The organism is Streptomyces sp. NPDC031418, assembly GCF_055581605.1.
The window spans coordinates 213,488-239,806 of the sequence record NZ_JBVIJC010000002.1 but is presented as its reverse complement, the minus strand read 5'-3'; the positions used below and the strand labels follow the sequence as shown (position 1 = coordinate 239,806).

Below are 26,319 nucleotides of genomic sequence, written 5' to 3'. Positions count from 1 at the left end.
CTCCCCCGGGGCCTGGATGAGGAAAGCCTGAGAGTTCCGTCGGAAAGGCCCCGCAGGGCCTGTGTTCAGAGGTCCCTCAGAGCTTCGGCCCGCACAGTGGCCGGGCTGGACGAACGAAGGGACGGCACTCATGACGACCGTCGGAACCGGCCGGGCGGCCCCGCCCGTGCCCCTGCCTCGGACCGCACGGCGCTCCCCCGCCGGTGCGGTGCTGGCCGTGCTGTGGGCCGGGGCGGCGGCCGTGGTCGCGCTGTGGTGGTCGGACACCGGGTCCGTGGTCGGTACCGCGGGCTGGCTGACCGGCGCCGGGCGGATCGCCGGGCTGCTGTGCGGCTACGCCTGCGCGGTGCTGGTCGGCCTGATGGCGCGGGTTCCGCTGCTGGAGACCCGGGTGGGCTCGGACCGGGTGGCGCGCTGGCACGCGATGGCCGGCCGGTACACGATCAGCCTGCTCGTCGCGCACATCGTGCTGATCCTCGCCGGGTACGCGGCGCAGGACCGGGCGTCGCTGTGGCACGAGACGGTGACCGTCGTCCTGGACTACCCGGACATGCTCAAGGCGACCGCCGGCACGGTGATCCTGTTCGCCGTCGGCATCACCTCGATACGGGCCGCGCGCCGCCGCACCGGCTACGAGTTCTGGTACTACGTCCATCTGCTGACCTACGCGGCCGTGTTCCTGGCCTTCTTCCACCAGCTGTCGCTGGGCGGCGACTTCACCGGCGACCCGCTCGCCACCGGCGCCTGGTACGCGCTGTACGGCGGCGTCGCGGCGCTGGTGCTGTGGTTCCGGATCCTCGCGCCGGTCCGGCTCAACCGGCGGCACCGGCTGCGGGTGGAGTCGGTGCAGCCGGAGGCGCCGGGGGTGTACTCGGTCGTCGTGCGCGGCCGGCACCTGGCGGAGCTGGGCGCGCGGCCGGGCCAGTTCTTCCGCTGGAGGTTCCTCGGCGAGGGCATGGGCTGGACGTCGACGCCGTACTCGCTGTCCGCGCCGCCCCGCCAGGACCGCTTGCGGATCACCGTGAAGGCGCTCGGCGACCACAGTGCGGCGGTGGCGCTGCTGCGGCCGGGCACCCGGGTGTGGGCGGAGGGGCCGTACGGCTCGCTCACCGCGGACCGGGCCACCGGCCGCCGCTCGCTGCTGATCGCGGCCGGTGTCGGTGTCACCCCGCTGCGGGCGCTGTTCGAGACGCTGCCGGGCGAGGTCACGCTGCTGTACCGGGCGCGGTCCGCGGAGGATCTGGCGCTGGGCGCGGAGCTGGAGGCGATCGCCCGGTGGCGCGGGGCGCGGGTGCTGTACGCGCTCAACGGGCCCGGCGGGCGGCGGCCCGCCTTCACCGCGGAGTCGCTGCGTGCGAGCTTCCCGGGCCTCGCCGGTCATGACGTGTACCTCTGCGGGCCGCACGGCTTCGCGCGGGACGTGTACGAGGCGCTGCGGGCGGCCGGGGTGCCGGACCGCCGTATCCACCACGAGTCGTTCGAGTTCTGAGAGCCGGGAGGCAGACACGTGCACGCGTTGAGGAAGAACCGCCCGCTGCGCCGGATCGTGCTGGCGAGTGCCGCCACGGTGTCCGGGATGGTGCTGCTGCTGTCGCTGAAGCCGCACACGGCTCCGGTGCCGGCGCTGGCGGAGGGCAAGTCGCCGTCGGTGTCGAGCAGTTCGTCCCCCTCCAGCGGGTCGAAGGACGGCTCCGGCTCCACGACCGTTTCCGGGACCGTCACCGGCGACACCGTGCAGACCCGCTGGGGTCCGGTCCAGGTACGGGTGACGATCAGGAGCGGCCGGCTCACCGAGGTGACGGCCGTGCAGTACCCGTCGGACAACCCGCGCGACCAGGAGATCAACAGCTACGCCGTTCCGCAGCTGCGGCGGGAGGCGCTGGCCGCGCAGAGCGCGGACATCGACATGGTGTCCGGCGCCACCTACACCAGCACCGGCTACAAGCAGTCCCTCCAGTCCGCGCTGGACTCGGCCGGTCTGTGAGGCGGGGCCGCTGAACACCGGGCGTATCCGGCACGTATCTGTGGGCCGAGGGTCAAGTCCCCTACGGAGGAACCACGGAGGAGCCGTGTCCACCACGCTCGCAAGCGGCCGCGCCGCCCGCCGACAGACGATGCGGCGCATCCGCCCGCGCCGCTCGCCGGCCGTCCCCCTGCTGCTCGCCGTGTGGGCGGGCGCGGCGGCCGTGCTGTGGCTCTGGTGGCAGGACACGCCGTCCGTCGCCGACGACACCGGCCGGATCCTCAACGCGGGCCGGATCACCGGACTGCTGGCCGGCTATCTGCTGGCGCTGGTCGTGCTCCAGATGGCCCGCGTCCCGGCGCTGGAGCGGCGGGTGGGCTCCGACCGGGTGGCCCGTTGGCACGCGATGAGCGGCCGCTACACGCTCTGTCTGATCGCCGCGCATGTCTTCCTCACCATGTGGGGGTACGCGCTCCAGGCGGGCAGGTCGCTCGGCGACATCGTGCAGCAGACGGTCGACTCGGTGGAGCAGCTGCCCGACATGGGCAAGGCGGCCATCGGCACCGGACTGTTCCTGCTGATCGGGCTCAGCTCGATCGGCGGAATCCGCCGCAGGCTGCCGTACGACACCTGGTACCACGTGCATCTGCTGACCTACGCGGCGGTGTTCCTGACGTTCTGGCACCAGATCACCACCGGCAACGACTTCGCGGTCACGCCTGCGGCGAAGACCTTCTGGTACGGCCTGTACGGCGCCGTCACCGCGCTGGTGCTCTGGTACCGGATCCTCACCCCGATCCGGCTCAACTTCCGGCACCGGATGCGGGTCGAGGCGGTCGTCGAGGAGGCGCCGGGCATCGTGTCGGTGCTGATCGGCGGGCGGCGGCTGCACCGGATGGGCGCGGAGGCGGGCCAGTTCTTCCGCTGGCGGTTCCTCGCGCCGGGCATGCGGTTCAGCTCGCACCCGTACTCCCTGTCGGCGGCGCCCCGCCCGGGCATGCTGCGGATCACGGTGAAGGCGATCGGCGACCACAGTGAACGGCTGCGCGAGCTGACGCCGGGCACCCGGGTGTGGGCGGAGGGCCCGTACGGCGCGCTGACCGCGCAGCGCCGCAGCCGGGGCAAGGTGCTGCTGATCGCCGGCGGAGTCGGCATCACGCCGATGCGCGCCCTGTTCGAGACGCTGCCCGGCGCGGCCGGGGACATCACCCTGCTCTACCGGGCCAACACCACCCAGGATCTGGCGCTGTGGGACGAGCTGGCGGCGATCGCCGAGGAGCGGGGCGCCCGGCTGATGTACGCGGTGAACAGCCCGGACGGTGAGCGTCCGGACATCTCCGCGGAGAACCTCCAGCGGAAGATCCCAGACGTCGACCGGCACGACGTGTTCATGTGCGGCCCGCCCGGGTTCGCACAGTCGGTGTACGAGGCACTGCGCGGCGCGGGGGTTCCCGCCCGCCGCATCCATCACGAGTCGTTCGAGATGTGAGCGGAGCTGGGAGAACGATGAGGAAGAACCACCCCCTCCGGCGGGTCGTGCTGGCCACCGCCGCGACCGTGTCCGGTGTCGTGCTGCTGCTGGCGTTCAAGCCGGCGTCCGACCCGTCCGCGGCGTCGGCGGCGGGCGCCGCCCCGCAGCAGACGGCGGCGGGACGGCAGTCACCGCAGAGCGGTACGGGCACGGTCAGCGGGCGGGTGGTGCAGACCCAGTACGGCCCGGTCCAGGTGCGGATCACCGTCAACGGCGGCAAGATCACCAAGGCCGAGGCCGTCCAGGCACCCAAGGGCGGCCTCAGCGACCAGAAGACCGCACTGGCCGTACCCAAGCTCGGCCAGGAGGCCGTGGCAGCACAGAGCGCGCGTATCGACTCGGTGTCCGGAGCCACCTACACCAGCACCGGCTACAAACAGTCCCTCCAGTCGGCACTCGACCAGCTACCACCCGCAGGCGCCTCCACCTCCCGCACGATCACCGGGCGCGTCGAGCAGACCCAGTACGGCCCGGTCCAGGTGCGCATCACCGTCAACGGCGGCAAGATCACCAAGGCGGAAGCCGTCCAGGCACCCAAGGGCGGCCTCAGCGACCAGAAGACCGCACTGGCCGTACCCAAGCTCGGCCAGGAGGCCGTGGCAGCACAGAGCGCGCGTATCGACTCGGTGTCCGGAGCCACCTACACCAGCACCGGCTACAAACAGTCCCTCCAGTCGGCACTCGACCAGCTACCACCCGCAGGCGCCTCCACCTCCCGCACGATCACCGGGCGCGTCGAGCAGACCCAGTACGGCCCGGTCCAGGTGCGCATCACCGTCAACGGCGGCAAGATCACCAAGGCGGAAGCCGTCCAGGCACCCAAGGGCGGCCTCAGCGACCAGAAGACCGCACTGGCCGTGCCCAAGCTGAACCAGGAGGCCGTGATGGCCGGGAACGCCCGCATCGACGCCGTCTCCGGTGCGACCTACACCAGCACCGGCTACCGGCAGTCGCTGCAATCAGCGCTGGACCAGGCGGGTGGCTGATCCGGTGGGCGGGTCGGCACAGGCTCCCGCCGCGGTGCGTCATGCGGAGGAGGTCATGGGGACGGTCTTCTCCTTCGACGTCCGCGGCGGGGAACCCGGTGCGGTGCGGGCGGCGCTCGGCACGGCCGTGGCCGGGCTGCACCGGGCGGACGGCATCTTCAGCACCTACCGCGCGGACAGCGAGGTGTCGCGGCTGGCCCGGGGCGAGCTGGAGACCGCGGAGTGCGCGCCCGAGGTGGCCGAGGTGCTGCGGCTGGCGGACGAGGCGGAGCGGGTGAGCGACGGCTGGTTCAGCACCCGCTACCGGGGCGCGCTGGATCCCACCGGCATCGTCAAGGGCTGGGCGGCGGAACGGGCGGCGCGGCTGCTGGCGGAGGTGCCCGGAGTGCGCGGGGTCAGCGTCAACGGGGGCGGGGACGTGCAGATGTTCGGTACGCCGGAGCCCGGGCGGCCGTGGCGGGTGGGGATCGCGGACCCGCTCCGGCCGGGCGGGCTGGCGGCGGTGATCTCCAGTGCGGGGCTGGACGAGCTGTCCGTCGCGACGTCCGGCACGGCCGAGCGGGGCGCGCACATCGTCGATCCGCGCACCGGCCGGCCGGCGGTGACGGACCTGGTGGCCGTGACCGTGGTGGGCCCCCGGCTGACCTGGGTGGACTGCTGGGCCACGGCGGCCTTCGCGATGGGCTCCCGGGCGGGTCTGGCCTGGCTGGAGTCGCTGCCGGAGGTGGAGGGACTGCTGATCACGGCGGGCGACGAGGTGCGCTGCACCGGGGGGCTGGCCGCGCGGCTCGGCTGACCTTCCGGAAGGCACGCCGCGGAACGCCGGGGACGCCATCCGATTCCGGTTCTGAAACGTATCCCCCATACCGGATGTTTCGGGAGGAAACCATGGCGATCTTCAGCAGGCTCATGCCCGCCGACCGCGGTCACGACAAGGACAGGAGGGACACGACCTCGCACCACGACGACACCACGATGTTCCGCAGGCGGCATCGTGACCGTCGTACCGACGACCACTCCGGCCACCGGTGGTGACCACCGATGAGGGCCGAGCGGACCGGGGACCGACCGCCCCGGTCCGCTCCTGCCGTCGTCCCCGCCGCGCCCCAGGTGTCGCCGCGTGAGGTGTTCCGGCGGTTCTGGCCCTACACGCGCGGCGGCCGGCGCTGGCTGCTGCCCGTGCTGCTGCTCGGTCTGACCGCCCCCGCCGTCGACGCCGCCGAGCTGTGGCTCTTCAAGACGGTCGTGGACCAGGTGCTGGTCCCCCACGACCTGAGCCCCTTCCGCTGGATCGCACCGGCCTACGTGGGACTGGTGCTGTGCTCCGGTGTGCTGGGGTTCGCCGACGACATGACGTCCACCTGGGTCGGCGAGCGCTTCCTGCTCGCCCTGCGCGCGGACGTCTTCCGCCATGTCCAGGGCCTGTCCCTGGGCTTCTTCGAACGGCGCCGGCTCGGGGACGTGCTGTCCCGGATCACCGGCGATGTCGACGCCGTCGAGACGTTCCTGCTCTCGGGGGTCGCGGACGCCCTGTACTACGTGATCCGGCTGGGTGTCTTCCTGGGCCTGCTGTTCTACCTGCGCTGGGACCTGACGCTGCTGGCCCTGGTCATCGTGCCGCTGTTCTGGGGGGCCGCGCGGCACTTCTCCCGGCTGGTCAAGGACGCCTCCCGGGAGCGCCGGCGGCGCACCGGTTCGATCAGCGCGATCGTGGAGGAGTCGCTCGGCAATGTCGCGCTGGTGCAGGCGTACAACCGGCAGGGCTGGGAGGAGCGCCGCTTCGCGCGGGAGAGCGCGGGCCGGTTCCGGGCGGCGCTGGCCGCGGCGCGGGTCCGTGCCCTGTACCGGCCCGTGGTGGAGCTGATCGAGGTGTGCGGGGGCCTCGCGGTGATGGGCCTCGGCACCTGGAAGCTGTCCCAGGGCCAGCTGACGCTGGGCGGTCTGCTGGTCTTCCTGGCGCTGATCGGCAAGCTCTACGGCCCGGTGCGGGACCTGTCCCGGCTCGGCACCGCCTTCTACGGCGCCTCCGCCTCGGCGGAGCGGATCATCGAGCTGCTGGACCAGCGGCCACAGGTCGTGGAGGCGGACCGGCCCCGAAGGCTGGGCCGGGTGCGGGGGCACGTGGAGTTCGACGGCGTGTGGTTCCGCTACCCCGGCAGCGGGTCCTGGGCGCTGTCGGACGTGTCGTTCCGGGTGGCGCCCGGGGAGACGCTCGCGCTGGTCGGGGCGAGCGGGGCCGGCAAGTCGACGGTCGCCCGGCTCCAGCTGCGGTTCTACGACCCGGAGCGCGGAGCGGTCCGGCTGGACGGCACCGATCTGCGGGAGCTGCGGCTCGCCGAGGTGCGGGAGGGCATCGCGGTGGTGCTCCAGGAGACGCTCGTCTTCCATGGCACCGTGCGGGAGAACATCGCCTACGGGCGGCCGGGGGCGAGTGAGGCGGACATCGTCGCGGCGGCGCGGGCCGCGGACGCGGCCGAGTTCATCGAGCGGCTCCCGGAGGGCTACGACACCCTGGTCGGCCAGCGCGGCCGCACCCTGTCCGGCGGCCAGTGCCAGCGGCTGGCGATCGCGCGGGCGATGATCCGGGACGCCCCGGTGCTGCTGCTGGACGAGCCGACCACCGGGCTGGACGTGCGGTCGGGCCGGCGGATCATGGAGCCGTTGCGCCGGCTCATGGCCGGGCGGACCACCGTGGTGATCTCCCACAACCTGCTGACGGTGCGGGACGCCACGCGGATCGTGGTGCTCGACCACGGCCGGGTGGTGGAGGACGGCCCCCCTGCGGAGCTGCTCGGCAGGGCGGGACCCTACGCCCGGCTGCACCGGCTGAACGCGGGCGCGGTGCTGTCATGAGCGGCCCCGCGCCCTGGGCGGCGGGCACCGAACCGGTGCCGGGCTACACGGTCCTCGGCCATCTGGTGCGCACCGGCTGGCTCGACGTCTACGACGCCTGGAGCGCGGAACGGGCCTGCCGGTGTGTGCTCAAGGCGGTGCGCCCGGACCGCCGGGGCGAGCGGCGGCTCGGTGAGCGGCTGCTGCGGGAGGGCCGGTGGCTGCGGGAGTTCACCCATCCGCATCTGGTGCGCGGTTACGACACCTTCGCCGCGCCGGAGCCGCTGGTCGTCCTGGAGACGCTCACCGGGGAGACGCTCGCGCGTCTGGTGCGCCGGCTGCAACGCCGGCCGGCCGCCGGTGATGTGGCGCTGCTCGGGGTGCAGCTGTGCTCGGCGGTCCACTATCTGCACGGCCGGGGTCTGCTGCATCTGGATCTCAAGCCGTCCAACGTGGTGGTGGAGCGCGGCCATGCGAAGGTGCTGGACCTGAGTGTGGCGCGGCCGCCCGGGCCCGCCCCCGCCGGCCTCGGCACCGCCTGCTACCTGGCTCCGGAGCAGGCCCGCGCCGGGCCGCTGACGGCCGCCGCCGATGTGTGGGGCGTCGGTATCACGCTGTTCGAGGTCGCCTGTGGGGGGCCGCCGTTCGACTGCGCGGGGACCGGCACCGGCACCGGGCCGGACCGGTGTCCGCAGACGGTGCGGAGCGCCCCGCCGGTCGGGTCCCGGCGGCGGCTGCCCCGGCCGCTCGCCGAGGTGGTCGACGCCTGTCTGCGCCCCGACCCCGCCGCCCGCCCCACGGTCGCCGAACTCACCACCGCTCTGGAGGCGTCCGTGCCGACGCCCGGTCCCCTGTGAACCGGCACCTCAGTGCTCCGGTGCCACCACGCGGCCGGTGCCGAGGCGGGCGGTGGCGAGGACCGTGCCGTCCGGGGTGAGCAGGCGGGCGCCGGAGACGGCGGCGGGGTCGACGGCCGCCGTCGCGCCCCAGTCGCCGTGCCCGTCGTGCAGGGCGAAGGCGCCGAGGCGGACGGCCGTGCCGTCGGGGCGCACCAGGACACAGGTGACCGGGCCGGAGTAGCGGGCGTGCGGGCCTGTCAGGGCGACGGACACGAAGATCCAGCCGGGGCTGCCGGGGCGGGCGTAGACCTCGCCGGCCGGCCGGCCGCCGCGGCCGCTCGCGGTCATGTCCCCGACCAGCATGGGCTCGGACTCGACGGCGGCGGAGGGCGCGGCGGTGAGGTCCTGGACGGCGGTGCCGACCGCCCAGCCGGTGAACCCGACGGCGGCCGTCAGCGCGGCCCCGGCCGCCGCGACCCGCAGCCGGAGGCGGCGGGTGCGGCCGGAGAAGCGCCGGCCGGGCGCCCGGCCGGCGCTCGCCGCCAGCCTGCGGGCCACCCGGGTCTCGAAGCCGAGCGGCGGCTCGGCGTCCGGCAGCAGGCCGATCAGCCGGTCGCCGACCAGGGTCAGCTGCCGTACGTACTCCCGGCAGTCCGCGCACCCGTCCAGATGGGCGACCGCCTCCGCCCGCTCGCGGCCCGGCAGTACGCCCAGCGCCAGCTCGGCGCCGATCTCCCGCAGTCTGCCGCAGTTCGGTTCACTGGTCATGGTCGCCTCGCTCGGACGGCGCGACGGTACCGCGCAGTTTGGCCATGGCCGCCCTGATCCGGGTCTTGGCGGTGCCCAGCGGGATGTGCTCCGCGTCGGCGATCTGCCGGGCCGTCATGCCGTAGACGCCGGCCATGGTCAGGGCCCGGGCCTGTTCCCGGGGCAGCCGGGACACGGCGGCGCGCAGCTGGGTGGAGGCCTCGTCGGCCAGGGCCCACTGCTCGGGCGTCTCGGTGACGACACCGAGGAGGGCGTCGATGTCCTCGGGGGCCATGGGCTCCGTCCGCCGGGCCCGGACGGCGTCGACGGCGAGGTTGTGCGCGATGGTCGTCAGCCAGGTGGTGACCGAGCCACGGCGCGAGTCGTAGATCTGCGCGTGCCGCCAGGCGCGCTCGAAGGTCAGCTGGGCGACGTCCTCGGCGAGCTGCTGGTCCCCGGTGACGGCCATGGCGACGCCGAAGACCCGGTGCTGGAAGCGGCGGACGAAGACGACGGCGAGTTCGGGATCGCCGGTGGCCAGCCCGGACAGCAGCGCCTCGTCCGGGAGACGGCCCACGGGGAACCGGAAACCCGACACATCTGTGTATACGGCCGGCGGCCGCCCGGGGATTGCCCGCCGGCGACGGAGGACCACCTCTTCATCGTCCGCCGCCGGGCGGTACCCCGCAGGGTGTGCCGGTGCCGGTCAGTGCCCGTTCTGCGCGAGGCGCAGCAGGTGGTCCGCCAGCGCCTGGCCGCCGGTCGGGTTCCGGCTGATCAGCAGCAGGGTGTCGTCACCGGCGATGGTGCCGAGGATGTCGTGCAGCTCTGCCTGGTCGATGGCCGAGGCCAGGAACTGGGCCGCGCCCGGCGGGGTGCGCAGGACCACGAGGTTGGCGGAGGCCTCCGCGGAGATCAGCAGCTCCTGCGACAGGCGCCGCATCCGCTCCTCCTTCGCCGACTCGCCCAGCGGAGCGCGCGGGGTGCGGAAGCCGCCCTCGCTCGGCACCGCGTAGATCAGGTCGCCGTCGTTGTTGCGGATCTTGACCGCGTTCAGCTCGTCGAGGTCCCGGGAGAGCGTCGCCTGGGTGACGCTCAGCCCGTCGTCGGCGAGCAGCTTGGCCAGCTGGCTCTGCGAGCGCACCGGCTGCCGGTTGAGGATGTCCACGATCCGGCGGTGCCGTGCGGTGCGGGTCTGCGGTACGGCCGGTCCGGCCCCCGCCGCCTGCTCCTGGTCCTGCGCCTGGCTCATCGTCGTCTCATTCTCCGGATCGTCCGTCCCCGTCCACCGGGTTCGCTGCGTCGAGGATGCCGGGCAGTGCCTGGAGCAGCGCGCCCGTCTCGTCGTCGCGGAGGTTCAGCGGCGGCATGAGCCGCACGACGTCGGGGGCGGGCGCGTTCACCAGGAACCCGGCCTCCTGGGCCGTCTGCTGCACCTGCGCTGCGTACGGCCCGGTGAGCACGATACCCAGGAGCAGGCCGGCACCACGGACGTGATCGATCAGCGGGTGGCCCAGGGCCTCGATTCCCTGGCGGAGCTTCTCGCCCTGCCGCTTGACGTTCTCCAGCAGTCCCTCGGCCGCGATCGTGTCGAGCACCGCCAGGCCGGCCGCGCAGGCGACCGGGTTGCCGCCGAAGGTCGTCCCGTGCTGGCCGGGCTGGAGCAGTTCGGCGGCGCGGCCGAAGGCGACGGTCGCACCGAGCGGGAGTCCGCCGCCGAGCTGCTTGGCGAGGGTGACGACATCGGGCAGGACGCCCTCGTGGGCCTGGTACTCGAACCAGGTGCCGGTGCGGCCGATGCCGGTCTGCACCTCGTCCAGGACCAGCAGGGCACCGGTGGCGGCGGTGATCGCGCGGGCGGCCTTGAGGTAGCCGGCGGGCGGGACGACGACGCCGTTCTCGCCCTGGACGGGTTCGATGATGACGAGGGCGGTGTCCTCGGTGACGGCGGCGGCCAGGGCCTGGGCGTCACCGTAGGGGACGTGGGTGACCTCGCCGGGCAGCGGCAGGAAGGGCTCCTGCTTGCCGGGCTGGCCGGTGAGCGCGAGGGCGCCCATGGTCCGGCCGTGGAAGCCGCCGTTGGTGGCGACCATATGGGTGCGCCCGGTCAGCCGGCCGATCTTGAAGGCGGCCTCGTTGGCCTCGGCGCCGGAGTTGCAGAAGAAGACCCGGCCCTCCCGGCCGAACAGCGTCAGCAGCCGCTCGGCGAGGGCGATGGTGGGCTCGGCCATGAAGAGGTTGGAGACATGGCCGAGGGAGCCGATCTGCCTGCCGACGGCCTCGACGATCGCCGGGTGGGCGTGGCCGAGGGCGTTGGTGGCGATACCGCCGACGAAGTCGAGGTAGACGCGGCCGTCGGCGTCCCACAGCTTCGTGCCCTCACCGCGCACCAGGGGCAGCCGCGGGGTGCCGTAGTTGTTCATGAGCGAGCCCTGCCACCGCTGGGTCAGCTCCTGGTTGCCCGTCACTGCGCGTCCCCCTTGTGCTCGTCGGGCACGACCATGGTGCCGATGCCCTCGTCGGTGAAGATCTCCAGCAGGATCGAGTGCTGGACCCGGCCGTCGATCACCCGGGCGGTGGTCACGCCGTTGCGCACGGCGTGCAGGCAGCCCTCCATCTTCGGCACCATGCCGGCACTGAGCTCCGGCAGCAGCTTCTCCAGCTGGGAGGCGGTGAGACGGCTGATCACCTCGTCGGAGTTCGGCCAGTCCTCGTAGAGGCCCTCCACGTCGGTGAGGACCATGAGGGTCTCGGCGCCCAGTGCCGCAGCGAGTGCCGCAGCCGCCGTATCAGCATTGACGTTGTAGACATGGTGGTCGTCCTCGGAGCGGGCGATCGAGGAGACGACCGGGATCCGGCCGTCGGCCAGCAGCGCCTCGATCGCGCCGGTGTCGATGCCGGTGATCTCGCCGACCCGGCCGATGTCGACCAGTTCGCCGTCGATCTCCGGCTGGTGCTTGACGGCGGTGATGGTGTGCGCGTCCTCGCCGGTCAGACCGACGGCGAGCGGGCCGTGCTGGTTGAGCAGGCCGACCAGTTCGCGCTGGACCTGTCCGGCCAGCACCATCCGTACGACGTCCATGGCGTCCTCGGTGGTGACGCGCAGGCCCGCCTTGAACTCGCTGACGATGCCGTGCTTGTCGAGGGCGGCGCTGATCTGCGGGCCGCCGCCGTGGACGACGACCGGCTTGAGGCCGGCGTGCCGCAGGAAGACGACGTCCTGGGCGAAGGCGGCCTTCAGTTCCTCGTTCACCATGGCGTTGCCGCCGAACTTGATGACGACGATCTTGCCGTGGTGCCGGGTCAGCCAGGGCAGCGCCTCGATGAGGATCTGCGCTTTCGGCAGGGCCGTGTGCTTACGAGTGCTCATGACGAGTAGGCGCTGTTCTCGTGGACGTAGTCGGCGGTCAGGTCGTTGGTCCAGATGGTCGCGGTCTCGGTGCCCGCGGCCAGGTCGGCGACGATGTGCACCTCGCGGTAGCGCATGTCGACCAGCTCGCGGTCCTCGCCGACGGAGCCGTTCTTGCACACCCAGACGCCGTTGATGGCCACGTTGAGCTGGTCCGGCTCGAAGGCGGCGGAGGTGGTGCCGATGGCGGACAGCACGCGGCCCCAGTTGGGGTCCTCGCCGTGGATCGCGCACTTGAGGAGGTTGTTGCGGGCGATCGAGCGGCCCACCTCGACGGCGTCCTCCTCGCTGGCCGCGCCCACCACCTCGACCTTGATGTCCTTGCTGGCGCCCTCGGCGTCGCCGATGAGCTGGCGGCCGAGGTCGGCGCAGACCTCGCGTACGGCCTCGGCGAACTCCCTGTACTCCGGGGTGACGCCGGAGGCTCCGGAGGAGAGCAGCAGGACGGTGTCGTTGGTGGACATGCAGCCGTCGGAGTCGACCCGGTCGAAGGTGACCCTGGTCGCGGCGCGCAGGGCCCGGTCCAGGGTCTCGCTGTCGAGGTCGGCGTCGGTGGTGAGGACGACCAGCATGGTGGCGAGGCCGGGGGCGAGCATGCCGGCGCCCTTGGCCATGCCGCCGACGGTCCAGCCGTCCTTGGTGACGACGGACGTCTTGTGCACGGTGTCGGTGGTCTTGATGGCGATGGCGGCCTTCTCGCCGCCGTGCTCGGACAGCTGGGCGGCGGCCGTCTCGACGCCGGTGAGGACCTTGTCCATGGGGAGCAGGACGCCGATGAGACCGGTGGAGCAGACGGCCACCTCGATGGCGCCCCGGCCCAGCACCTCGGCGACCTTCTCGGCGGTGGCGTGGGTGTCCTGGAAGCCCTGGGGGCCCGTACAGGCGTTGGCGCCGCCCGAGTTGAGGACGACGGCGGAGACCTGGCCGCTCTTGAGGACCTGCTCCGACCACAGCACCGGCGCGGCCTTCACACGGTTGGAGGTGAAGACGCCCGCGGCGGCACGGCGCGGCCCGTTGTTGACCACGAGGGCCAGGTCGGGGTTGCCGTTCTCCTTGATCCCGGCGGCGATACCCGCCGCCGCGAATCCCTTGGCTGCCGTGACGCTCACTGCATCTCCTCGTTCGCTTCTCCGCCCGCGCAGCGCGCCGGTGCGGCTTTCGTCGTTGTCTGCGGCCCGGTGGCTGCACGTGCGTCGCTCACGGAGCGACTCCGATCGTGGAAAGCCCGGTGCTCTCGTCAAGCCCCAGGGCGATGTTCATGCTCTGTACGGCACCGCCCGCGGTGCCCTTGGTCAGGTTGTCGATGGCGCTGATCACGATGATGCGGTCGGTGGACCCGTCGTACGCGACCTGCACCTGGACGGCGTTGGAGCCGTACACGGACGCGGTCGCCGGCCACTGGCCCTCGGGGAGCAGGTGCACGAAGGGCTCGTCGGCGTAGGCCTTCTGGTAGACGGCGCGCAGCGACTCCCCCGTCACCCCGGGGACGGCCTTGGCGTTGCAGGTGGCCAGGATTCCGCGGGGCATCGGCGCCAGGGTCGGCGTGAAGGAGACGGCGACCCGCTGCCCGGCCGCCCCGCTGAGGTTCTGGATCATCTCGGGGGTGTGCCGGTGGCCGCCGCCGACGCCGTACGGCGACATGGAGCCCATGACCTCGCTGCCGAGCAGGTGCGGCTTGGGTGCCTTGCCCGCGCCGGAGGTGCCGGACGCGGCGACGATCACCGCCTCCGGCTCGGCGAGTCCGGCCGCGTAGGCGGGGTACAGGGCGAGGGTGACGGCGGTGGGGTAGCAACCGGGTACCGCGATGCGCCTGGACCCCTCCAGCGCGGCGCGGGCACCCGGAAGTTCGGGGAGGCCGTAGGGCCAGGTGCCGGCGTGCGGGGAGCCGTAGAACTTCTCCCAGTCGGCCGGGTCCTTCAGCCGGAAGTCGGCGCCCATGTCGATCACGAGGACGTCCGGGCCGAGCTGCTCGGCCACGGCGGCGGACTGCCCGTGCGGCAGCGCGAGGAAGACCACGTCGTGCCCGGCGAGCGCCTCGGCCGTGGTCTCGGTCAGCACCCGGTCGGCCAGCGGCAGCAGGTGCGGCTGGAGCGCGCCGAGCCGCTGGCCGGCGTTGGTGTTGCCGGTCAGGGCACCGATCTCGACCTCGGGGTGCGCGAGGAGCAGGCGCAGGACCTCTCCACCCGCGTATCCGCTCGCTCCGGCCACCGCCGCACGTACCGCCATGTCCACCCTCCTCTGGATGGCATGACTATACGTATCGCTGCACGTTTATGCAATCGACTTGGGGAGCATCACCCAGCGGGACACCAGGAAGGTGATCGGGATCGCGGCCGCCGAGGCGACGAGGGGGGCGAAGCGGCTGCCGGCGTGCAGGACGTCCACGATCACGTAGACCCCCGCGGTGGTGATCAGGAAGTTCGCCAGGTTCGTCAGCGGGAACAGCAGGAACTTCCGCCAGGTGGGCCGGACCCGGTAGGTGAAGCGCGCGTTCAGGAAAAAGGAGCCGACCATGCTGATCGCGAAGGCCAGCACATGCGCGGCCAGATACGGCAGCCAGGTGAGGAACAGCAGGTACAGCAGGTAATAGGCGGCCGTATTGACGACGCCTACCGCGGCGAAGGTGAATATCTGCCTGGGGATCAAGGGATGAGGTCTTTCGTCCGTTCCACGTTGGTCGCCTTCACCAGGAAGTGCGGGCGGCCCTTCACCTCGTAGTAGATGCGTCCCGTGTACTCCCCGATCACTCCCAGCATGACCATCTGCACGCCCGCGAGGGCCGTCACGGCGGTGATCATGGTCACATAGCCGGGTGTCTGGACGCCGTGGACGAGGGCGGCGCCCACGATCCAGGCCGTGTAGAGCCCGGCGCACAGCAGCAGGGCCATGCCGAGCCAGAGGGCGGCGCGCAGCGGGCGGTTGTTGAAGGACAGCAGGCCGTCGATGCCGTAGTTGAGCAGGCCGCGCAGGTTCCAGGAGCTGCGGCCGCCCTCGCGCGCGGCGTTCGGGTAGTCGAAGGTGACGCTCGGGAAGCCCACCCAGGCGAACAGGCCCTTGGAGAAGCGGTTGTACTCGGTCAGCGCGAGCACGGCGTCCACCACCCGGCGCGACAGCAGCCGGAAGTCGCCGACGCCGTCCACCAGCTCGACGTCGACCAGGCGGTTGACGAGCCGGTAGTACAGCCGCGCGGTGAGGGTCCGGGTGACGCCGTCGCCGGTGCGGTCGCGGCGGGCGATGACCTGGTCGTGGCCCTGTTCGCGCAGCGCCACCATCCGCTTGATCAGCTCCGGCGGGTGCTGGAGGTCGGCGTCCATGACGATCACCGAGTCGCCGGCAGCGTGCCGCAGACCGGCCAGCAGGGCGGCCTCCTTGCCGAAGTTGCGGCTGAAGGAGACGTACCGGACGCGGGCGTCGAGGCCGGCGAGGCGTTCCAGGACGGCGAGGGTGCCGTCCCGGCTGCCGTCGTCGACGTAGACGAACTCCATGTCGTGGCCGAGCGGAAGCAGCTCCTCCGCGACCTTCTGGACCTCCTCGTGGAAGCGGGCGAGGACGGCTTCCTCGTTGTAGCAGGGCGCGACGATCGAGATCAGCATGGCGGGTTCCCCCCAGGGACGCGGTCAGCGGGCGGTGGTCAGGCGCTCGCGCGGCGGTGTGGTCGCGGGCGGCGCAGGGGCGCGTCGGCGGCGGAGCGCGGCGGGCGCCGCGAGCAGCCCGAGGGCGAGCAGCGAACCGGCCCCGACGGTCAGCCCGAGCCGCTCGCCGGGCGGATGGAAAGTGCAGGTCAGCGTGGTGGTGCCGGGCTCCAGCGGCACGGCGATCAGACCGTGGTACCGCCCGGCGGGGCGCTCGGGCCCGGCGCCGGTGGCGCAGCGCCAGCCGGCGATCCGGGGGGCCGCGACGACCGCGATCCCGGCGCTGCCGGCGGGCAGCCGGGCCCGCAGGGTGCCGTCCGAGACGGTGACGCGGGTGGCCCCGCCCGCCGTCAGCCGGGCGGCGGCGGCGCGCAGCCGCCCGGTGTCCAGGCAGCCGACCGCGCCGGACGGGATACTGCCGGGCCGGTCCGGGCTCAGCTCGATCCGCACCCGCCCGGAGGCCGGCGCGGTGCCCAGCGGTGCCATGGCCGCGCGGTTGCGCGGATACGCGGCGTGGAAGCGGGCCGGCCCGGCGCCGCCGCGCGCGAGCCGGGCGGTCCCGGAGTAGTACGGCGCCCACAGGTGCACCTCGGTCCCGGCCGGGCAGCGGGCGGTGACCACCGGGCGGGCCGCCGCGGTACCCGAGCCGACCCGGCCGGACCTCACCTGCCGTCCGGTGTCGTCCGCCACGGTGAGCCGGGGCACGGTGTACACGCGGCTGCCGAGCAGGAGTTCCTGGTTGCGGTACGGCGAGCGGCCGAACGGCCGCCGCTCCGGCGCGGCCCGCACCGTGACCAGGGGCGGGACGTCCCGGCGGGTGACGCGCACCGGACCGGCCTGGCCCGGCGGCGGGCTGTGCACCCGGGCGCCGACGGAGAAGAGGACGTCCGTGACCGCGTTGTCCAGGCTCTGCACGCTGCGCCCGCGCGAGGTCCAGCCGCCGCCCAGCGCGGTGAGGGTGCGGCTGAGGACGTCGGAGGTGAGGCTGCTGTAGTAGGCGGCGCCCTGGCCGCCGACCAGCAGCGGGTCGTTGCCGGTGGTCTGTTCGCGGCCGGGGTCGGTGCGGTGGCGGGGCCAGTCGTCGGCCGCGGCGACCGCGGCCGCCTGCCGGGCCTGCCGCTGCCCCCAGGGCGCGTAGTGGTCCAGGTGGCGCAGCCGCAGCCCGGTGGCGACGGCGGAGGTGGCGGCGGTCTCCCCGGCCTGCGCGCCGAGCAGGAGGACGGCGGCCAGGGCGGTCAGGGCCGTGCGGTGCCCGGCGCGGCGCAGCAGGGCGAGGCCGCCGAGGGTGCCGGCGGCGGCGAGCAGCAGCACCGGCCAGGTGTGCGGCCGTACCAGCGGGCTGCGGGCCGCGACGGCGGCGAGCAGGACGAGCAGCGCGGTCCCGGCCGCCAGGGCGCGCCGGTCCGGCGGGCCGTAGGCCAGGGCGTGCCAGGCGGCGAGGACCAGCAGCCCGCACAGGACGAAGGTCTGCCGGTAGGGGCTGCCCTGCGGGGTGGCGAAGGCGTGCCAGAGGAGGTGGGTGGGCGCCCACTGGAGGGAGAGGGTCACCGCGAGCACCAGCCCGGTCCAGCCCGCGCGGACCCGGGCGGGCACCGCCCGGTGGAAGGGCAGGGCGAGGGCGAGCAGCAGGGCGGTGGTGCCCACGTAGAGGGCCGGGGAGCCGAAACCGTAGGTCGTGGGCAGCAGCCGGGCGAGCAGGTCCTCGGTGGGCACCGGGCCGAACTGCCGCACCGCGCCCGGGTAGGCGTGCCGGGTGCCGAAGTAGACGACCGTGACGAGCGGGGCGGCCAGGCCGACGCCGAGGGCGAGGGTGAGCAGGGCGCGTCCGGCGGCGCGCAGTGCCTGCCCGCGGGGCGGCCGGGCGAGCAGCAGACGCAGCAGGACGACCAGACCGGCGCCCAGGGTGGCCATGTACGCGGTGTAGAAGTTGGCGGTCCAGGCGAGCGCGACGAGCGGCACCCCGGGCAGCCACCGGCGCCCCGCCAGAGCGCGCTCCCCGGCCAGGCACAGCAGCGGCAGGGCGATCAGGCCGTCGAGCCACATGGGGTTGTAGTCGGCGTCCGCGACGGTCCAGCCGCACAGCGCGTAGGAGGCGCCGAGCAGCGCGGCCGCCCACCAGCGGCCGGAGCGCAGGGTGAGCAGCAGGCAGGCCATGGCGGCCGCGGCGCAGGCGGTCTTCAGGACGGTGACGGTGTAGACGGCGAGGTCGATCTCGTCCCGCGGGAAGAGCGCCACGAGCGGGGCGAACGGGCTGCCGAGGTAGGTGCCGAGGTCGGGCAGGAAGGAGGAGCCGTAGCCGGACTGCCAGTTGACGAGGAGACCGCCGTCGGCGCGCCCGTGCAGCAGGTCCCAGAGGTGGGCGTGGAAGGGCACGTACTGGTTGCCCAGGTCGTTGACGCTGCGGGTGCGGGGGCCGAAGGGGTAGCTGCGGGCGAGGGCGTCGGCGGCGCAGAACACCGTGACGGCCACGGCCGCCGCGAGCAGCGCGGCGGCTCCTTTCGGACGCGATACCGCTTTCACGCCCTGTTCCCGTCCGGGTGTCGATGCATTTCCGGCGCCCCCTCGGCAGATATCTCCGGGTCTTTTCGCCGTCCTAGACGGGCACTGATTCCGGTTGGTTGTGCGCTCACCGAAAATTGGTGCGACAGCCAGGGAATTCGGGAAACACGGAGTGAATTAAATGACGCGCCGGAAAACACCGGCCGTACGGGCGGTGCGACCGCCGGAGCCGGCCGCCGGCCCGCGGCTTGACCTGGAGCGCACTCCAGGTTCTACCGTTCTTGTCATGACCAGCGGACAGCCCCTCCCGCAGGACCGGGACACCTCCCTGACCATCGCCCAGGTGGCCGAGCGCACTGGCCTGTCGCACGACACGCTGCGCTACTACGAGAAGTCCGGCCTGATCGAGCGGGTCGGCCGGACCACCGGCAACCAGCGGCGGTACCAGGCCGCGGACCTGCTCTGGCTGGAGTTCCTGCTGCGGCTGCGCGAGACCGGCATGTCGATCGCCGACATGCAGCGTTTCGCACGGCTGCGGGCGGCGGGGGACGCGACGGTCGCCGAGCGGCTGGAGCTGCTCCGGGCGCACCGCGCCGAGCTGGCCGTGCGGATCCGGGCGCTGCGGCGCAACGCGTCCGCGCTGGACGACAAGATCGAACACTACGAACGGCTGCTGGACGCCCCGCAGCCGGAGACGGACGGCGAGAGATGAGCAAGAGCACCACCCGTGACGAGCGCTTCGCCCACGGCCTGGAGGTCCTGAAGAGGGTCGACGGGGAGGCCGGGCAGCGAGTCGTGGACTCGCTCGCCGACATCAGCCCGGAGCTGGGCCACCAGGTCGTCTCCTGGGCCTTCGGGGAGATCTACGACCGGCCCGGGCTGGCCCCGCGCGACCGCCAGCTGGTCACCCTCGGCATGCTCACCGCGCTCGGCGGCTGCGAGGCCCAGCTGGACGTGCATGTGAACGCGGCCCTCAACGTGGGGCTCACGCCGGAGGAGATCGTGGAGGCGCTGCTGCACTCCGCCGTCTACTGCGGCATGCCGAAGGCGCTGAACGCGACCTTCGCGGCGAAGAAGGTCTTCGCCGAGCGCGGGCTGCTGCCGCTCGGACAGCACGCATAAGCTCGGCCCATGGACACCCCCCGGCCGCCGCTCGACCCCCAGGCCCCGTGGCCCGTCCCGGATGTGCTCGCGTACCTGGCCGGGTGCTGGCGGGTCGAGCGGAGTGTGCGGGATCTGGCGAGCGGGGACGAGGGGCGCTTCGAGGGGCGCACCGAGTTCGGCGCGGCGGACGGGGGCGGGCTGCTGCACACGGAGTCGGGCACCTTCACCTGGCAGGGCGTGACGAGGCCGGCCAGCCGGACGCTGCGGTTCCTGCCGGGGTCCGCGCCGGGCACGGCGGACGTCCGGTTCGCCGACGGCCGCCCCTTCCACGCGCTGGACCTGACCACCGGGCGGTATGTCGCCGAGCACCCGTGCGCGGCGGACCTCTACCGGGGGGAGTTCACCGTCGCGGACGCCGACCACTGGCGCACGGTGTGGCGGGTCGGCGGCCCGGCGAAGGACCTGCTGCTCGTCACCGACTACACACGCGTGCGCTGAGCGGGGACGGCGTCGAGGCAGAGGTTCCAGCGGCCGCCCCGGCCGGAGACGGTGCTCGTGCTCAGCGGCCGGACATCGATGTTCCAGTAGCTCGACGGCGGCGCCTTCAGCGCGTACACGAGGGCCGCCCGGATCACGGACGGCTCGGCGACCGCCACGATCCGGCCGCCGTCCGTGGTCGGCCGGGTCTCCAGCCAGCCGCCGACCCGGGAGATGAAGCCCAGCAGCGACTCGCCGCCGTGCGGGGTGGCGCGCGGGTCGGCCAGCCAGGCGTCCACCGCCTCCGGCTCGCGGGCCATCGCCTCGCCCAGGGTCAGCCCGCGCCAGCGGCCCATGTCGCAGTCGCGCAGCGCCGGCTGCACCAGTGGGGCGTACCCCAGGGCGTCGCCGGTGGCGCGGCTGCGCGGGGTCGGCGAGCAGTAGCGCAGCTCGGCCGCGGCCAGCGGCAGCAGCTCTCCGGCGACCCGCTGCACCTCGTCCCAGCCGGCCCCGTCCAGCGGCCGGTCGTCGTCGAAGCGCTCCGCGAGCAGGGGTGCGCTGCGTGCGGCGGCGACGAACGTCACCCTCAGTGGCATGCGGTGATGGTGGGCCGCGGAAGGTGACCGGTCAAGGGGGTGTTACCGATGAGTGACCCGTGACGGGGTGTCAGTGGGGGGTGGCATGCTGGCGGCCATGACAGAGATCACGACGGCCGCGGACTACCGGTGGCTCCGCGAGGAGCACGCGCCCCTGCTCGAGGCCTACTGCGTCACGCTGGTGAAGGGGCTCGCGCCCGAGCAGCTGCTGAAGGAGCTGAAGGCGGAGAAGGAGGGCAGCGTCACCGGCGTGGCCGAGCTGGAGGAGCCGTGCTACGACGCCTGGGACGAGCACGACGGCCTGAGCGTGCTGGTCGGTGTCGCGGCGCTCGGCGACTGGACGCTGATGGTCGAGTACAACGGGTTCCTGGGCACGCTCGCGGACGTGATGCTGCCGGTGTCCCGTGGCCGTACGGCCGTCTCGCACTTCCGGAACATCAACGCGGTGGACCACTTCTACTGGTTCGAGGACGGCGAGATACGGCTCCAGTTCGAGCCGCTGTTCCCGACCCAGCGCCACGGCACCCACCCGGACGAACTCGTGCCGCAGATGCGGGAGTCCGGCTTCGATCTGCGGGAGGACGGGGAGCGGGACATCGAGCTGCACACCGAGGCCGCCTTCGCCCTCGCCGAACGCATCACGGGCGTCCGGCTGACCCGTGAACTGTTCGCCTCCCTGGAGTTCACCACCGCCTTGGTGCCGGGAGCCTAGAGCACCTCGTCGCAGACCGTCCGCAGCCGCCGGACCCCCTCCGCGATCTCCCCGGTCCCGGCGACCGCCGCGAAGCTCAGGCGGAGGTGGGCCGCGGGGGGTTCGGCGCTGAAGTAGGGGCGGCCGGGGGTGAGGGCGACGCCCGCGCGGAGGGCGGCGGCGGCCAGCGCCGCCTCGTCGGCGCCGTCGGGCAGGCGCACCCAGAGGTGGTAGCCGCCGGACGGGATGTACGGGAGGGTCAGCTCCGGCACATGCAGCGCGAGCGCGCCGGTCATGGCGTCGCGGCGGTCCTTCAGGGCGGCCGAGAGTGCCCGGAGATGGCGGGGCCAGGCCGGGGAGCCGACGAGTTCCAGGGCGGCCTCCTGCAACGGCCGGGGGACGAAGAAGCTGTCCACGACCTGGATGGCGCGCAGCCGCTCCAGCACCGGTCCGTGCGCGGCCAGCGCGCTCACCCGGAAGCTGGGCGAGGTGGCCTTGGTCAGCGACCCGACGTGCACCACGACGCCGTCCGGGTCGTCGGCGGCCAGCGGGCGGGGCAGCGGTCCGGCGTCGGCGTGCACCAGGCGGCGGACGAAGTCGTCCTCGATGACGAAGGCGCCGGCCTCGCGGGCGATGCGCAGCACCTCGCCGCGCCGCTGCGGGGCGAGGACCGCACCGGTCGGGTTCTGGAACAGCGGCTGGCAGACGAACACCCGGGCGCCGCTGGCCCGGAAGGCGTCGGCGAGCAGCTCGGGCCGTACGCCGTCGGGGTCCACCGGGACCGGCACCGGCCGCAGCCCGGCCGCCCGGGCGAGGGCGAGCATCCCCGGGTAGGTCGGCGACTCGACGAGCACCGGGGCGCCGGGCGGGGCGACCGCGCGCAGGGCGGTGGCCAGCGCGGACTGGCCGCCCGCCGCGATCAGCACCTCGGCCGCGGTGACGGCCCCGCCGATCCCCCGGGCGAACCACTCCCGCAGCTCCGGCAGCCCCTCCAGCGGCGGTCTCCCCCAGGCACCGGGGCGCCGCCCGGCCCGGGCGAGGGCCGCCGCCATGGCCCGCTCGGGCTGGAGCGAGGGGTGCAGATAGCCGCCGTTGAACTCCAGCACCCCGGGCGGCGGTACGGCGAGCGAGACGGTGACCCCGGAGGCGTCCACCGTGCGCGGGACCAGGTCGCCGGTGCCGTCGGCGCTCAGCGCGACCTCCTGCCAGGAGGTGTCCCCGGCCGGTGTCGGGGCCGTCCGCGGCCGGGCCCGGAAGGCGCCGGCGCCGGGGCGGGTGACCACCAGCCCCTCGGCGGCGAGCTGGGCGAGGGCCCGGGAGACGGTCACCGGACTCACCCGGAACCGCTCCACCAGCGCCCGGCTCGACGGGAGCTTTCCTCCCGGGGAGTAGCGGTCCAGCTCGCGCCGGAGCTGTTCCGCGAGTTCAGCCACACTGCTACTCTGCTGCATGAGGACACAGAGTAGCGCTACTACCGCGACACCGATAGCAGTCAGCGTCCCCGCCAAGCACCGTAGCCTCGGCACCGCCCAGGCCGCCCTGGGCGTGGCCTCCTTCTCGCTGACCTTCCCGGCCACCGCCTGGGGGCTGGAGAGCTTCGGCCCCTGGTCCCTGGTGGCCGTGCGCGCGGTGCTGGCCGCCCTCATCGCGGGCGGCTGTCTGCTCGCGCTCGGCGTACGGCTGCCCGAGCGGCGCCATCTGCCGGGGCTGGCCGTCGTCGGGGCCGGGGTGGTGCTGGGCTTCCCGCTGCTGACCACACTCGCCTTGCAGACCTCCACCACCGCCCATGCCGCCGTCGTGGTGGGGCTGCTGCCGCTGACGACCGCCGTCTTCTCGGCCCTGCGCATGGGCAGCCGGCCCTCGCGCCGGTTCTGGCTGGCGGCGCTGGCCGGAGCGGCTGCGGTGGCCGGCTTCACGATCAGCCAGAGCGGAGGCGCGGTCACGGCGGCCGACGGCTGTCTGTTCGCGGCCCTGCTGGTGTGCGCGGCCGGGTACACCGAGGGCGGCCGGCTGGCCCGGGTGATGCCGGGCTGGCAGGTGATCGGGTGGGCGCTGGTGATGTGCCTGCCGCTGAGCGTGCCGGCCGCCGCGGTGGCCCTGGCCCAGGAGCCCGTCCACCTCACCGGGCACGGCATCGCCGGACTGCTGTGGCTGGCGGCGGGCTCGCAGTTCCTCGGCCTGGTGGTGTGGTACCGGGGCATGGCGGCCATCGGCATCCCGCGCGCGAGCCAGTTGCAGTTGGCCCAGCCGCTGCTCACACTGGTGTGGTCGGCGCTGCTGCTGGGCGAGCACTTCACGGCGGCCGCCCCGCTGACCGCTGTGGCGGTGCTCGTGTGCATCGCCGTCACGCAACGGTCGTGATCGTGAGGAGGGCCTGACATGCGTGCTACCAAGGGGGACCAGCTGGTCCAGCACGGCAGGGTGGTCGGACAGCACGACCAGGTCTCGGAAGTGGTCGAGGTGCTGGGCCCCGAGGGCAACCCGCCCTACCGCGTCCGGTTCCAGGACGGGCACGAGGCGATCATGTCCCCCGGTCCCGACTGCCAGGTCAAGCACAAGGGCGAACCACAGCGGTAGCTCAGCGCGGCGGCGGCGCCGGTCGCCCGTAGTGATCGGCGACCACGCGCGCCATCGCCCCGACAGGGTCCGCCGCCAGGTCCCTGGCGGCGAAGAAGACATGCCCGCGCACCTGGGAGTAGCGGGCGGCGAGGGTGAGGTGGCGGGACAGCTCGACCGGGTCCTGCCACGCCGAGGGCTGCCCGGAGGCACCCGCCTTGTAGAGCGCCTCGCCGATGTAGAGCCGGGTGGCGGTGCCCTTCGCGACCGACGCCCACCAGTCGACCAGCTCCGCGTAGTCGGCGGCGGCGAAGCCGATGTGCCAGTACAGCTGCGGGACGATGTAGTCGATCCAGTTCTTCCGGACCCACTTCCGGGTGTCCGCGTACAGATCGTCGTACGTCTGCACGCCCGCCCGGGTGTCCGAGCCCCGGGAGTCGGTGGCGGCGTTGCGCCACACCCCGAAGGGGCTGATCCCGAACGCGGTGCCGGGCCGGATCCGCCGGACCGCGGCGGCCGTCTCCTGCACCAGCCTGTCGATGTTGTCCCGCCGCCAGGCGGCCCGGCTGCCGAAGTCGCCGCCGTAGCGGTCGTAGGCGTCGTCGTCGTCGAAGGTCTGCCCGGCGACCGGATAGGGGTAGAAGTAGTCGTCGAAGTGGACCCCGTCGACCGGGTAGCGGGCGACCGCGTCGAGCATCGTCTGCTGGACGAAGGACCGGACCTGGGGCAGACCGGGGTTGTAGTAGAGCTTCCCGCCGTACGGCACCACCCAGTCCGGGTGCCTGCGGGCCGGGTGGGAGGCGGCGAGCCGCCCGGGGTCGGTGTGGTTGGCGATCCGGTACGGGTTGAACCAGGCGTGCAGACTCAGCCCCCGGGCGTGGGCCTCCGCGACGGCGGTGTCCAGCGGGTCCCAGCCGGGGTCCTTGCCCTGGGTGCCGGTGAGCACCTCGGACCACGGCTCGTACGGCGACGGCCACAGCGCGTCGGCCGCGGGCCGCACCTGGAGGAACACCGTGTTGAGCCGGTCGCGTACCGCCTTGTCCAGGAGTGCGGTCAGCTCCTTGCGCTGGGCGGAGGCGGTGCTTCCGGGCTCGGCGGGCCAGTCCCGGTTGCCGACGGTCGCCACCCACACGCCCCGCATCTCGACCGTGGCCCGCGCCGCACCTCCGGCCGCCGCCGCGTCCTCGGCCGTGACCAGGGCCGACAGCGCCGCCAGGGTGAAGGCCCGCCGTGACAGACGCCCCATCCGCACATCCCTACGCTCCGGATCCGTCTCGTCGCGGATCGTTCCGGGCCCAGGATGCCCCCACCCGGCCGATCGATCATCGATACTTGGCGGTAACGTGCACGATCGGAGCAGGCGCCGAAACCCGGGGGTCCTGCCAGGAGCCGACAGAACCAGCGAAGGGAACGATGTGACCGACATCGAGCGCGTCGGAGTCGTGGGCTGCGGCCAGATGGGCGCGGGTATCGCCGAGGTGTGCGCCCGGGCGGGACTGGACGTGAAGGTCGCCGAGACCACCGGCGAGGCCCTGGAGTTCGGCCGCACCCGGCTGCTCAACTCCCTGGCCAAGGCCGCCGAACGCGGCAAGATCAGCGAGGCGGAGCGGGACGCCACCCAGGCGCGGCTGAGCTTCACCACGGACCTCGGCGAGTTCGCCGACCGTGACCTGGTGATCGAGGCCGTCGTCGAGAACGAGCAGGTCAAGACCGAGATCTTCCAGGTGCTCGACCAGGTGATGACCCGGCCCGACGCGATCCTGGCCTCCAACACCTCCTCCATCCCGCTGGTGAAGCTGGCGGTCGCCACCTCCCGCCCCGACCATGTGGTCGGCATCCACTTCTTCAACCCGGCTCCGGTGCAGAAGCTGGTCGAGCTGATCCCGGCGCTCACCACCTCCGAGGGCACCCTCAGCCGTGCCCAGGTCTTCGCCGAGAAGGTGCTCGGCAAGCACGCCATCCGCGCCCAGGACCGCTCCGGCTTCGTGGTGAACGCGCTGCTCGTGCCGTATCTGCTCTCCGCGATCCGGATGTTCGAGTCGGGCATCGCGAGCCGCGAGGACATCGACAACGGCATGGAGATGGGCTGCGCCCACCCGATGGGCCCGTTGAAGCTGTCCGACCTGATCGGCCTGGACACCATCGTCTCCATCGCCAACTCGATGTACGCCGAGTACAAGGAGCCGCTCTACGCCGCTCCCCCGCTGCTGCAGCGCATGGTCGAGGCGGGCCGGCTGGGACGGAAGACCGGGTCGGGGTTCTACACCTACGGCTGATTACGAAGAGCGACGCGCTACGGGCCCGGCACCGCACCACGGTGCCGGGCCCGTGCGTTTCACACCCCGTGTGCACGCCGGGCACGCATATGCACCGCGCACACGCTCCCCCTGCGCCCACCAGGCGAGTTGACTTCTCATGCGCATGCAAGAGAAGCGGAACCATCCATTTCGACTACCG

At 73.2% G+C, this 26,319-nt stretch carries 28 protein-coding genes; 15 read left to right on the top strand and 13 right to left on the bottom strand.

The window, feature by feature from the left end:
* Positions 1-130: 130 nt before the first annotated feature.
* The 8 genes from ACZ5CZ_RS03195 to ACZ5CZ_RS03160 all read left to right on the top strand — a co-directional run bounded on the left by ACZ5CZ_RS03195 (position 131) and on the right by ACZ5CZ_RS03160 (position 8,169).
* Positions 131-1,489, top strand: coding sequence for a ferredoxin reductase family protein (locus tag ACZ5CZ_RS03195; protein WP_468938694.1), 1,359 nt, complete (start codon positions 131-133; stop codon positions 1,487-1,489).
* Between the two features lie 18 nt (positions 1,490-1,507).
* On the top strand, positions 1,508-1,984 hold the full coding sequence (locus ACZ5CZ_RS03190) for an FMN-binding protein (RefSeq protein WP_385844466.1): 477 nt from the start codon (positions 1,508-1,510) through the stop codon (positions 1,982-1,984).
* Positions 1,985-2,069: 85 nt separating this feature from the next.
* A complete protein-coding gene (locus ACZ5CZ_RS03185; RefSeq protein ID WP_468938690.1) occupies positions 2,070-3,452 on the top strand; it encodes a ferredoxin reductase family protein in 1,383 nt (460 codons plus the stop codon).
* A gap of 17 nt (positions 3,453-3,469) precedes the next feature.
* The gene (locus ACZ5CZ_RS03180) at positions 3,470-4,480 is read left to right on the top strand and encodes an FMN-binding protein (protein ID WP_468938687.1); all 1,011 of its coding nucleotides are present in this window, start codon (positions 3,470-3,472) and stop codon (positions 4,478-4,480) included.
* 55 nt (positions 4,481-4,535) lie between these two features.
* The gene (locus tag ACZ5CZ_RS03175) at positions 4,536-5,276 is read left to right on the top strand and encodes an FAD:protein FMN transferase (RefSeq protein WP_385844470.1); all 741 of its coding nucleotides are present in this window, start codon (positions 4,536-4,538) and stop codon (positions 5,274-5,276) included.
* Positions 5,277-5,368: 92 nt separating this feature from the next.
* The gene (locus ACZ5CZ_RS03170) at positions 5,369-5,515 is read left to right on the top strand and encodes a hypothetical protein (protein ID WP_385844471.1); all 147 of its coding nucleotides are present in this window, start codon (positions 5,369-5,371) and stop codon (positions 5,513-5,515) included.
* A 6-nt stretch (positions 5,516-5,521) separates the two neighbouring features.
* Entirely contained in the window at positions 5,522-7,333 is a 1,812-nt protein-coding gene (locus ACZ5CZ_RS03165; RefSeq protein ID WP_468938683.1) for an ABC transporter ATP-binding protein, read from the top strand.
* On the top strand, positions 7,330-8,169 hold the full coding sequence (locus ACZ5CZ_RS03160) for a serine/threonine-protein kinase (protein ID WP_468938680.1): 840 nt from the start codon (positions 7,330-7,332) through the stop codon (positions 8,167-8,169). The genes ACZ5CZ_RS03165 and ACZ5CZ_RS03160 overlap by 4 nt, the downstream gene beginning before the upstream one ends.
* Positions 8,170-8,178: 9 nt before the next feature.
* Here the strand turns inward: ACZ5CZ_RS03160 and ACZ5CZ_RS03155 are convergent, their stop codons facing one another.
* The 10 genes from ACZ5CZ_RS03155 to ACZ5CZ_RS03110 form a co-directional block, all read right to left on the bottom strand.
* Entirely contained in the window at positions 8,179-8,919 is a 741-nt protein-coding gene (locus ACZ5CZ_RS03155) for a zf-HC2 domain-containing protein (RefSeq protein WP_385844474.1), read from the bottom strand.
* Entirely contained in the window at positions 8,909-9,496 is a 588-nt protein-coding gene (locus ACZ5CZ_RS03150; protein ID WP_467543742.1) for an RNA polymerase sigma factor, read from the bottom strand. Before ACZ5CZ_RS03150 ends, ACZ5CZ_RS03155 begins: the two co-directional genes overlap by 11 nt.
* A 108-nt stretch (positions 9,497-9,604) precedes the next feature.
* The gene (locus ACZ5CZ_RS03145; protein WP_385844476.1) at positions 9,605-10,150 is read right to left on the bottom strand and encodes an arginine repressor; all 546 of its coding nucleotides are present in this window, start codon (positions 10,148-10,150) and stop codon (positions 9,605-9,607) included.
* 7 nt (positions 10,151-10,157) lie between these two features.
* A complete protein-coding gene (locus tag ACZ5CZ_RS03140) occupies positions 10,158-11,366 on the bottom strand; it encodes an acetylornithine transaminase (RefSeq protein ID WP_468938676.1) in 1,209 nt (402 codons plus the stop codon).
* A complete protein-coding gene (argB, locus tag ACZ5CZ_RS03135; protein ID WP_385844478.1) occupies positions 11,363-12,268 on the bottom strand; it encodes an acetylglutamate kinase in 906 nt (301 codons plus the stop codon). The genes ACZ5CZ_RS03140 and argB overlap by 4 nt, the downstream gene beginning before the upstream one ends.
* Positions 12,265-13,416, bottom strand: coding sequence for a bifunctional glutamate N-acetyltransferase/amino-acid acetyltransferase ArgJ (gene argJ / locus ACZ5CZ_RS03130; protein WP_468938673.1), 1,152 nt, complete (start codon positions 13,414-13,416; stop codon positions 12,265-12,267). The genes argB and argJ overlap by 4 nt, the downstream gene beginning before the upstream one ends.
* 88 nt (positions 13,417-13,504) lie before the next feature.
* A complete protein-coding gene (gene argC, locus ACZ5CZ_RS03125; RefSeq protein ID WP_468938671.1) occupies positions 13,505-14,533 on the bottom strand; it encodes an N-acetyl-gamma-glutamyl-phosphate reductase in 1,029 nt (342 codons plus the stop codon).
* 45 nt (positions 14,534-14,578) lie between these two features.
* Positions 14,579-14,953: a GtrA family protein gene (locus ACZ5CZ_RS03120; protein WP_385844481.1), complete on the bottom strand. Its 375-nt coding sequence runs from the start codon at positions 14,951-14,953 to the stop codon at positions 14,579-14,581.
* Positions 14,950-15,900: a glycosyltransferase family 2 protein gene (locus ACZ5CZ_RS03115; RefSeq protein ID WP_385844482.1), complete on the bottom strand. Its 951-nt coding sequence runs from the start codon at positions 15,898-15,900 to the stop codon at positions 14,950-14,952. Before ACZ5CZ_RS03115 ends, ACZ5CZ_RS03120 begins: the two co-directional genes overlap by 4 nt.
* A 24-nt stretch (positions 15,901-15,924) precedes the next feature.
* Positions 15,925-18,459 (bottom strand): YfhO family protein, encoded by a 2,535-nt coding sequence (locus ACZ5CZ_RS03110; protein WP_468938668.1) that lies wholly within the window; start codon positions 18,457-18,459, stop codon positions 15,925-15,927.
* Positions 18,460-18,724: 265 nt separating this feature from the next.
* Between ACZ5CZ_RS03110 and ACZ5CZ_RS03105 the strand changes: the two genes are divergently transcribed.
* From ACZ5CZ_RS03105 to ACZ5CZ_RS03095, 3 genes are read left to right on the top strand one after another with little or no spacing between them, the layout of a single operon-like run.
* Positions 18,725-19,150: a MerR family transcriptional regulator gene (locus ACZ5CZ_RS03105; RefSeq protein ID WP_385844484.1), complete on the top strand. Its 426-nt coding sequence runs from the start codon at positions 18,725-18,727 to the stop codon at positions 19,148-19,150.
* The gene (locus tag ACZ5CZ_RS03100; protein WP_385844485.1) at positions 19,147-19,560 is read left to right on the top strand and encodes a carboxymuconolactone decarboxylase family protein; all 414 of its coding nucleotides are present in this window, start codon (positions 19,147-19,149) and stop codon (positions 19,558-19,560) included. The genes ACZ5CZ_RS03105 and ACZ5CZ_RS03100 overlap by 4 nt, the downstream gene beginning before the upstream one ends.
* 9 nt (positions 19,561-19,569) lie before the next feature.
* On the top strand, positions 19,570-20,040 hold the full coding sequence (locus tag ACZ5CZ_RS03095; RefSeq protein ID WP_468938664.1) for a DUF6314 family protein: 471 nt from the start codon (positions 19,570-19,572) through the stop codon (positions 20,038-20,040).
* On the opposite strand, the gene ACZ5CZ_RS03090 is transcribed toward ACZ5CZ_RS03095, so the two are convergent.
* Positions 20,022-20,615, bottom strand: a complete 594-nt coding sequence (locus tag ACZ5CZ_RS03090; RefSeq protein ID WP_385844487.1) for a histidine phosphatase family protein — start codon at positions 20,613-20,615, stop codon at positions 20,022-20,024. The two genes, ACZ5CZ_RS03095 and ACZ5CZ_RS03090, sit on opposite strands and share 19 nt — an antisense overlap.
* Positions 20,616-20,712: 97 nt before the next feature.
* Between ACZ5CZ_RS03090 and ACZ5CZ_RS03085 the strand changes: the two genes are divergently transcribed.
* Complete coding sequence (locus ACZ5CZ_RS03085; protein ID WP_468938660.1) at positions 20,713-21,327, top strand: DUF6461 domain-containing protein; 615 nt, start codon at positions 20,713-20,715, stop codon at positions 21,325-21,327.
* Here the strand turns inward: ACZ5CZ_RS03085 and ACZ5CZ_RS03080 are convergent.
* Entirely contained in the window at positions 21,324-22,757 is a 1,434-nt protein-coding gene (locus ACZ5CZ_RS03080) for an aminotransferase-like domain-containing protein (protein ID WP_468938657.1), read from the bottom strand. The genes ACZ5CZ_RS03085 and ACZ5CZ_RS03080 overlap by 4 nt on opposite strands.
* Here ACZ5CZ_RS03080 and ACZ5CZ_RS03075 point away from each other — a divergent pair.
* Positions 22,756-23,667 carry a DMT family transporter gene (locus tag ACZ5CZ_RS03075; protein WP_385844490.1) on the top strand — a complete coding sequence of 304 codons (912 nt, stop codon included), beginning with the start codon at positions 22,756-22,758 and terminating at the stop codon, positions 23,665-23,667. The two genes, ACZ5CZ_RS03080 and ACZ5CZ_RS03075, sit on opposite strands and share 2 nt — an antisense overlap.
* A gap of 18 nt (positions 23,668-23,685) precedes the next feature.
* Entirely contained in the window at positions 23,686-23,883 is a 198-nt protein-coding gene (locus ACZ5CZ_RS03070; RefSeq protein WP_385844491.1) for a DUF1918 domain-containing protein, read from the top strand.
* Position 23,884: 1 nt separating this feature from the next.
* On the opposite strand, the gene ACZ5CZ_RS03065 is transcribed toward ACZ5CZ_RS03070, so the two are convergent.
* Entirely contained in the window at positions 23,885-25,108 is a 1,224-nt protein-coding gene (locus tag ACZ5CZ_RS03065) for a glycoside hydrolase family 10-like protein (RefSeq protein ID WP_468938654.1), read from the bottom strand.
* A gap of 169 nt (positions 25,109-25,277) precedes the next feature.
* Between ACZ5CZ_RS03065 and ACZ5CZ_RS03060 the strand changes: the two genes are divergently transcribed.
* The gene (locus ACZ5CZ_RS03060) at positions 25,278-26,138 is read left to right on the top strand and encodes a 3-hydroxybutyryl-CoA dehydrogenase (protein ID WP_385844493.1); all 861 of its coding nucleotides are present in this window, start codon (positions 25,278-25,280) and stop codon (positions 26,136-26,138) included.
* The last annotated feature ends 181 nt before the right edge of the window (positions 26,139-26,319 follow it).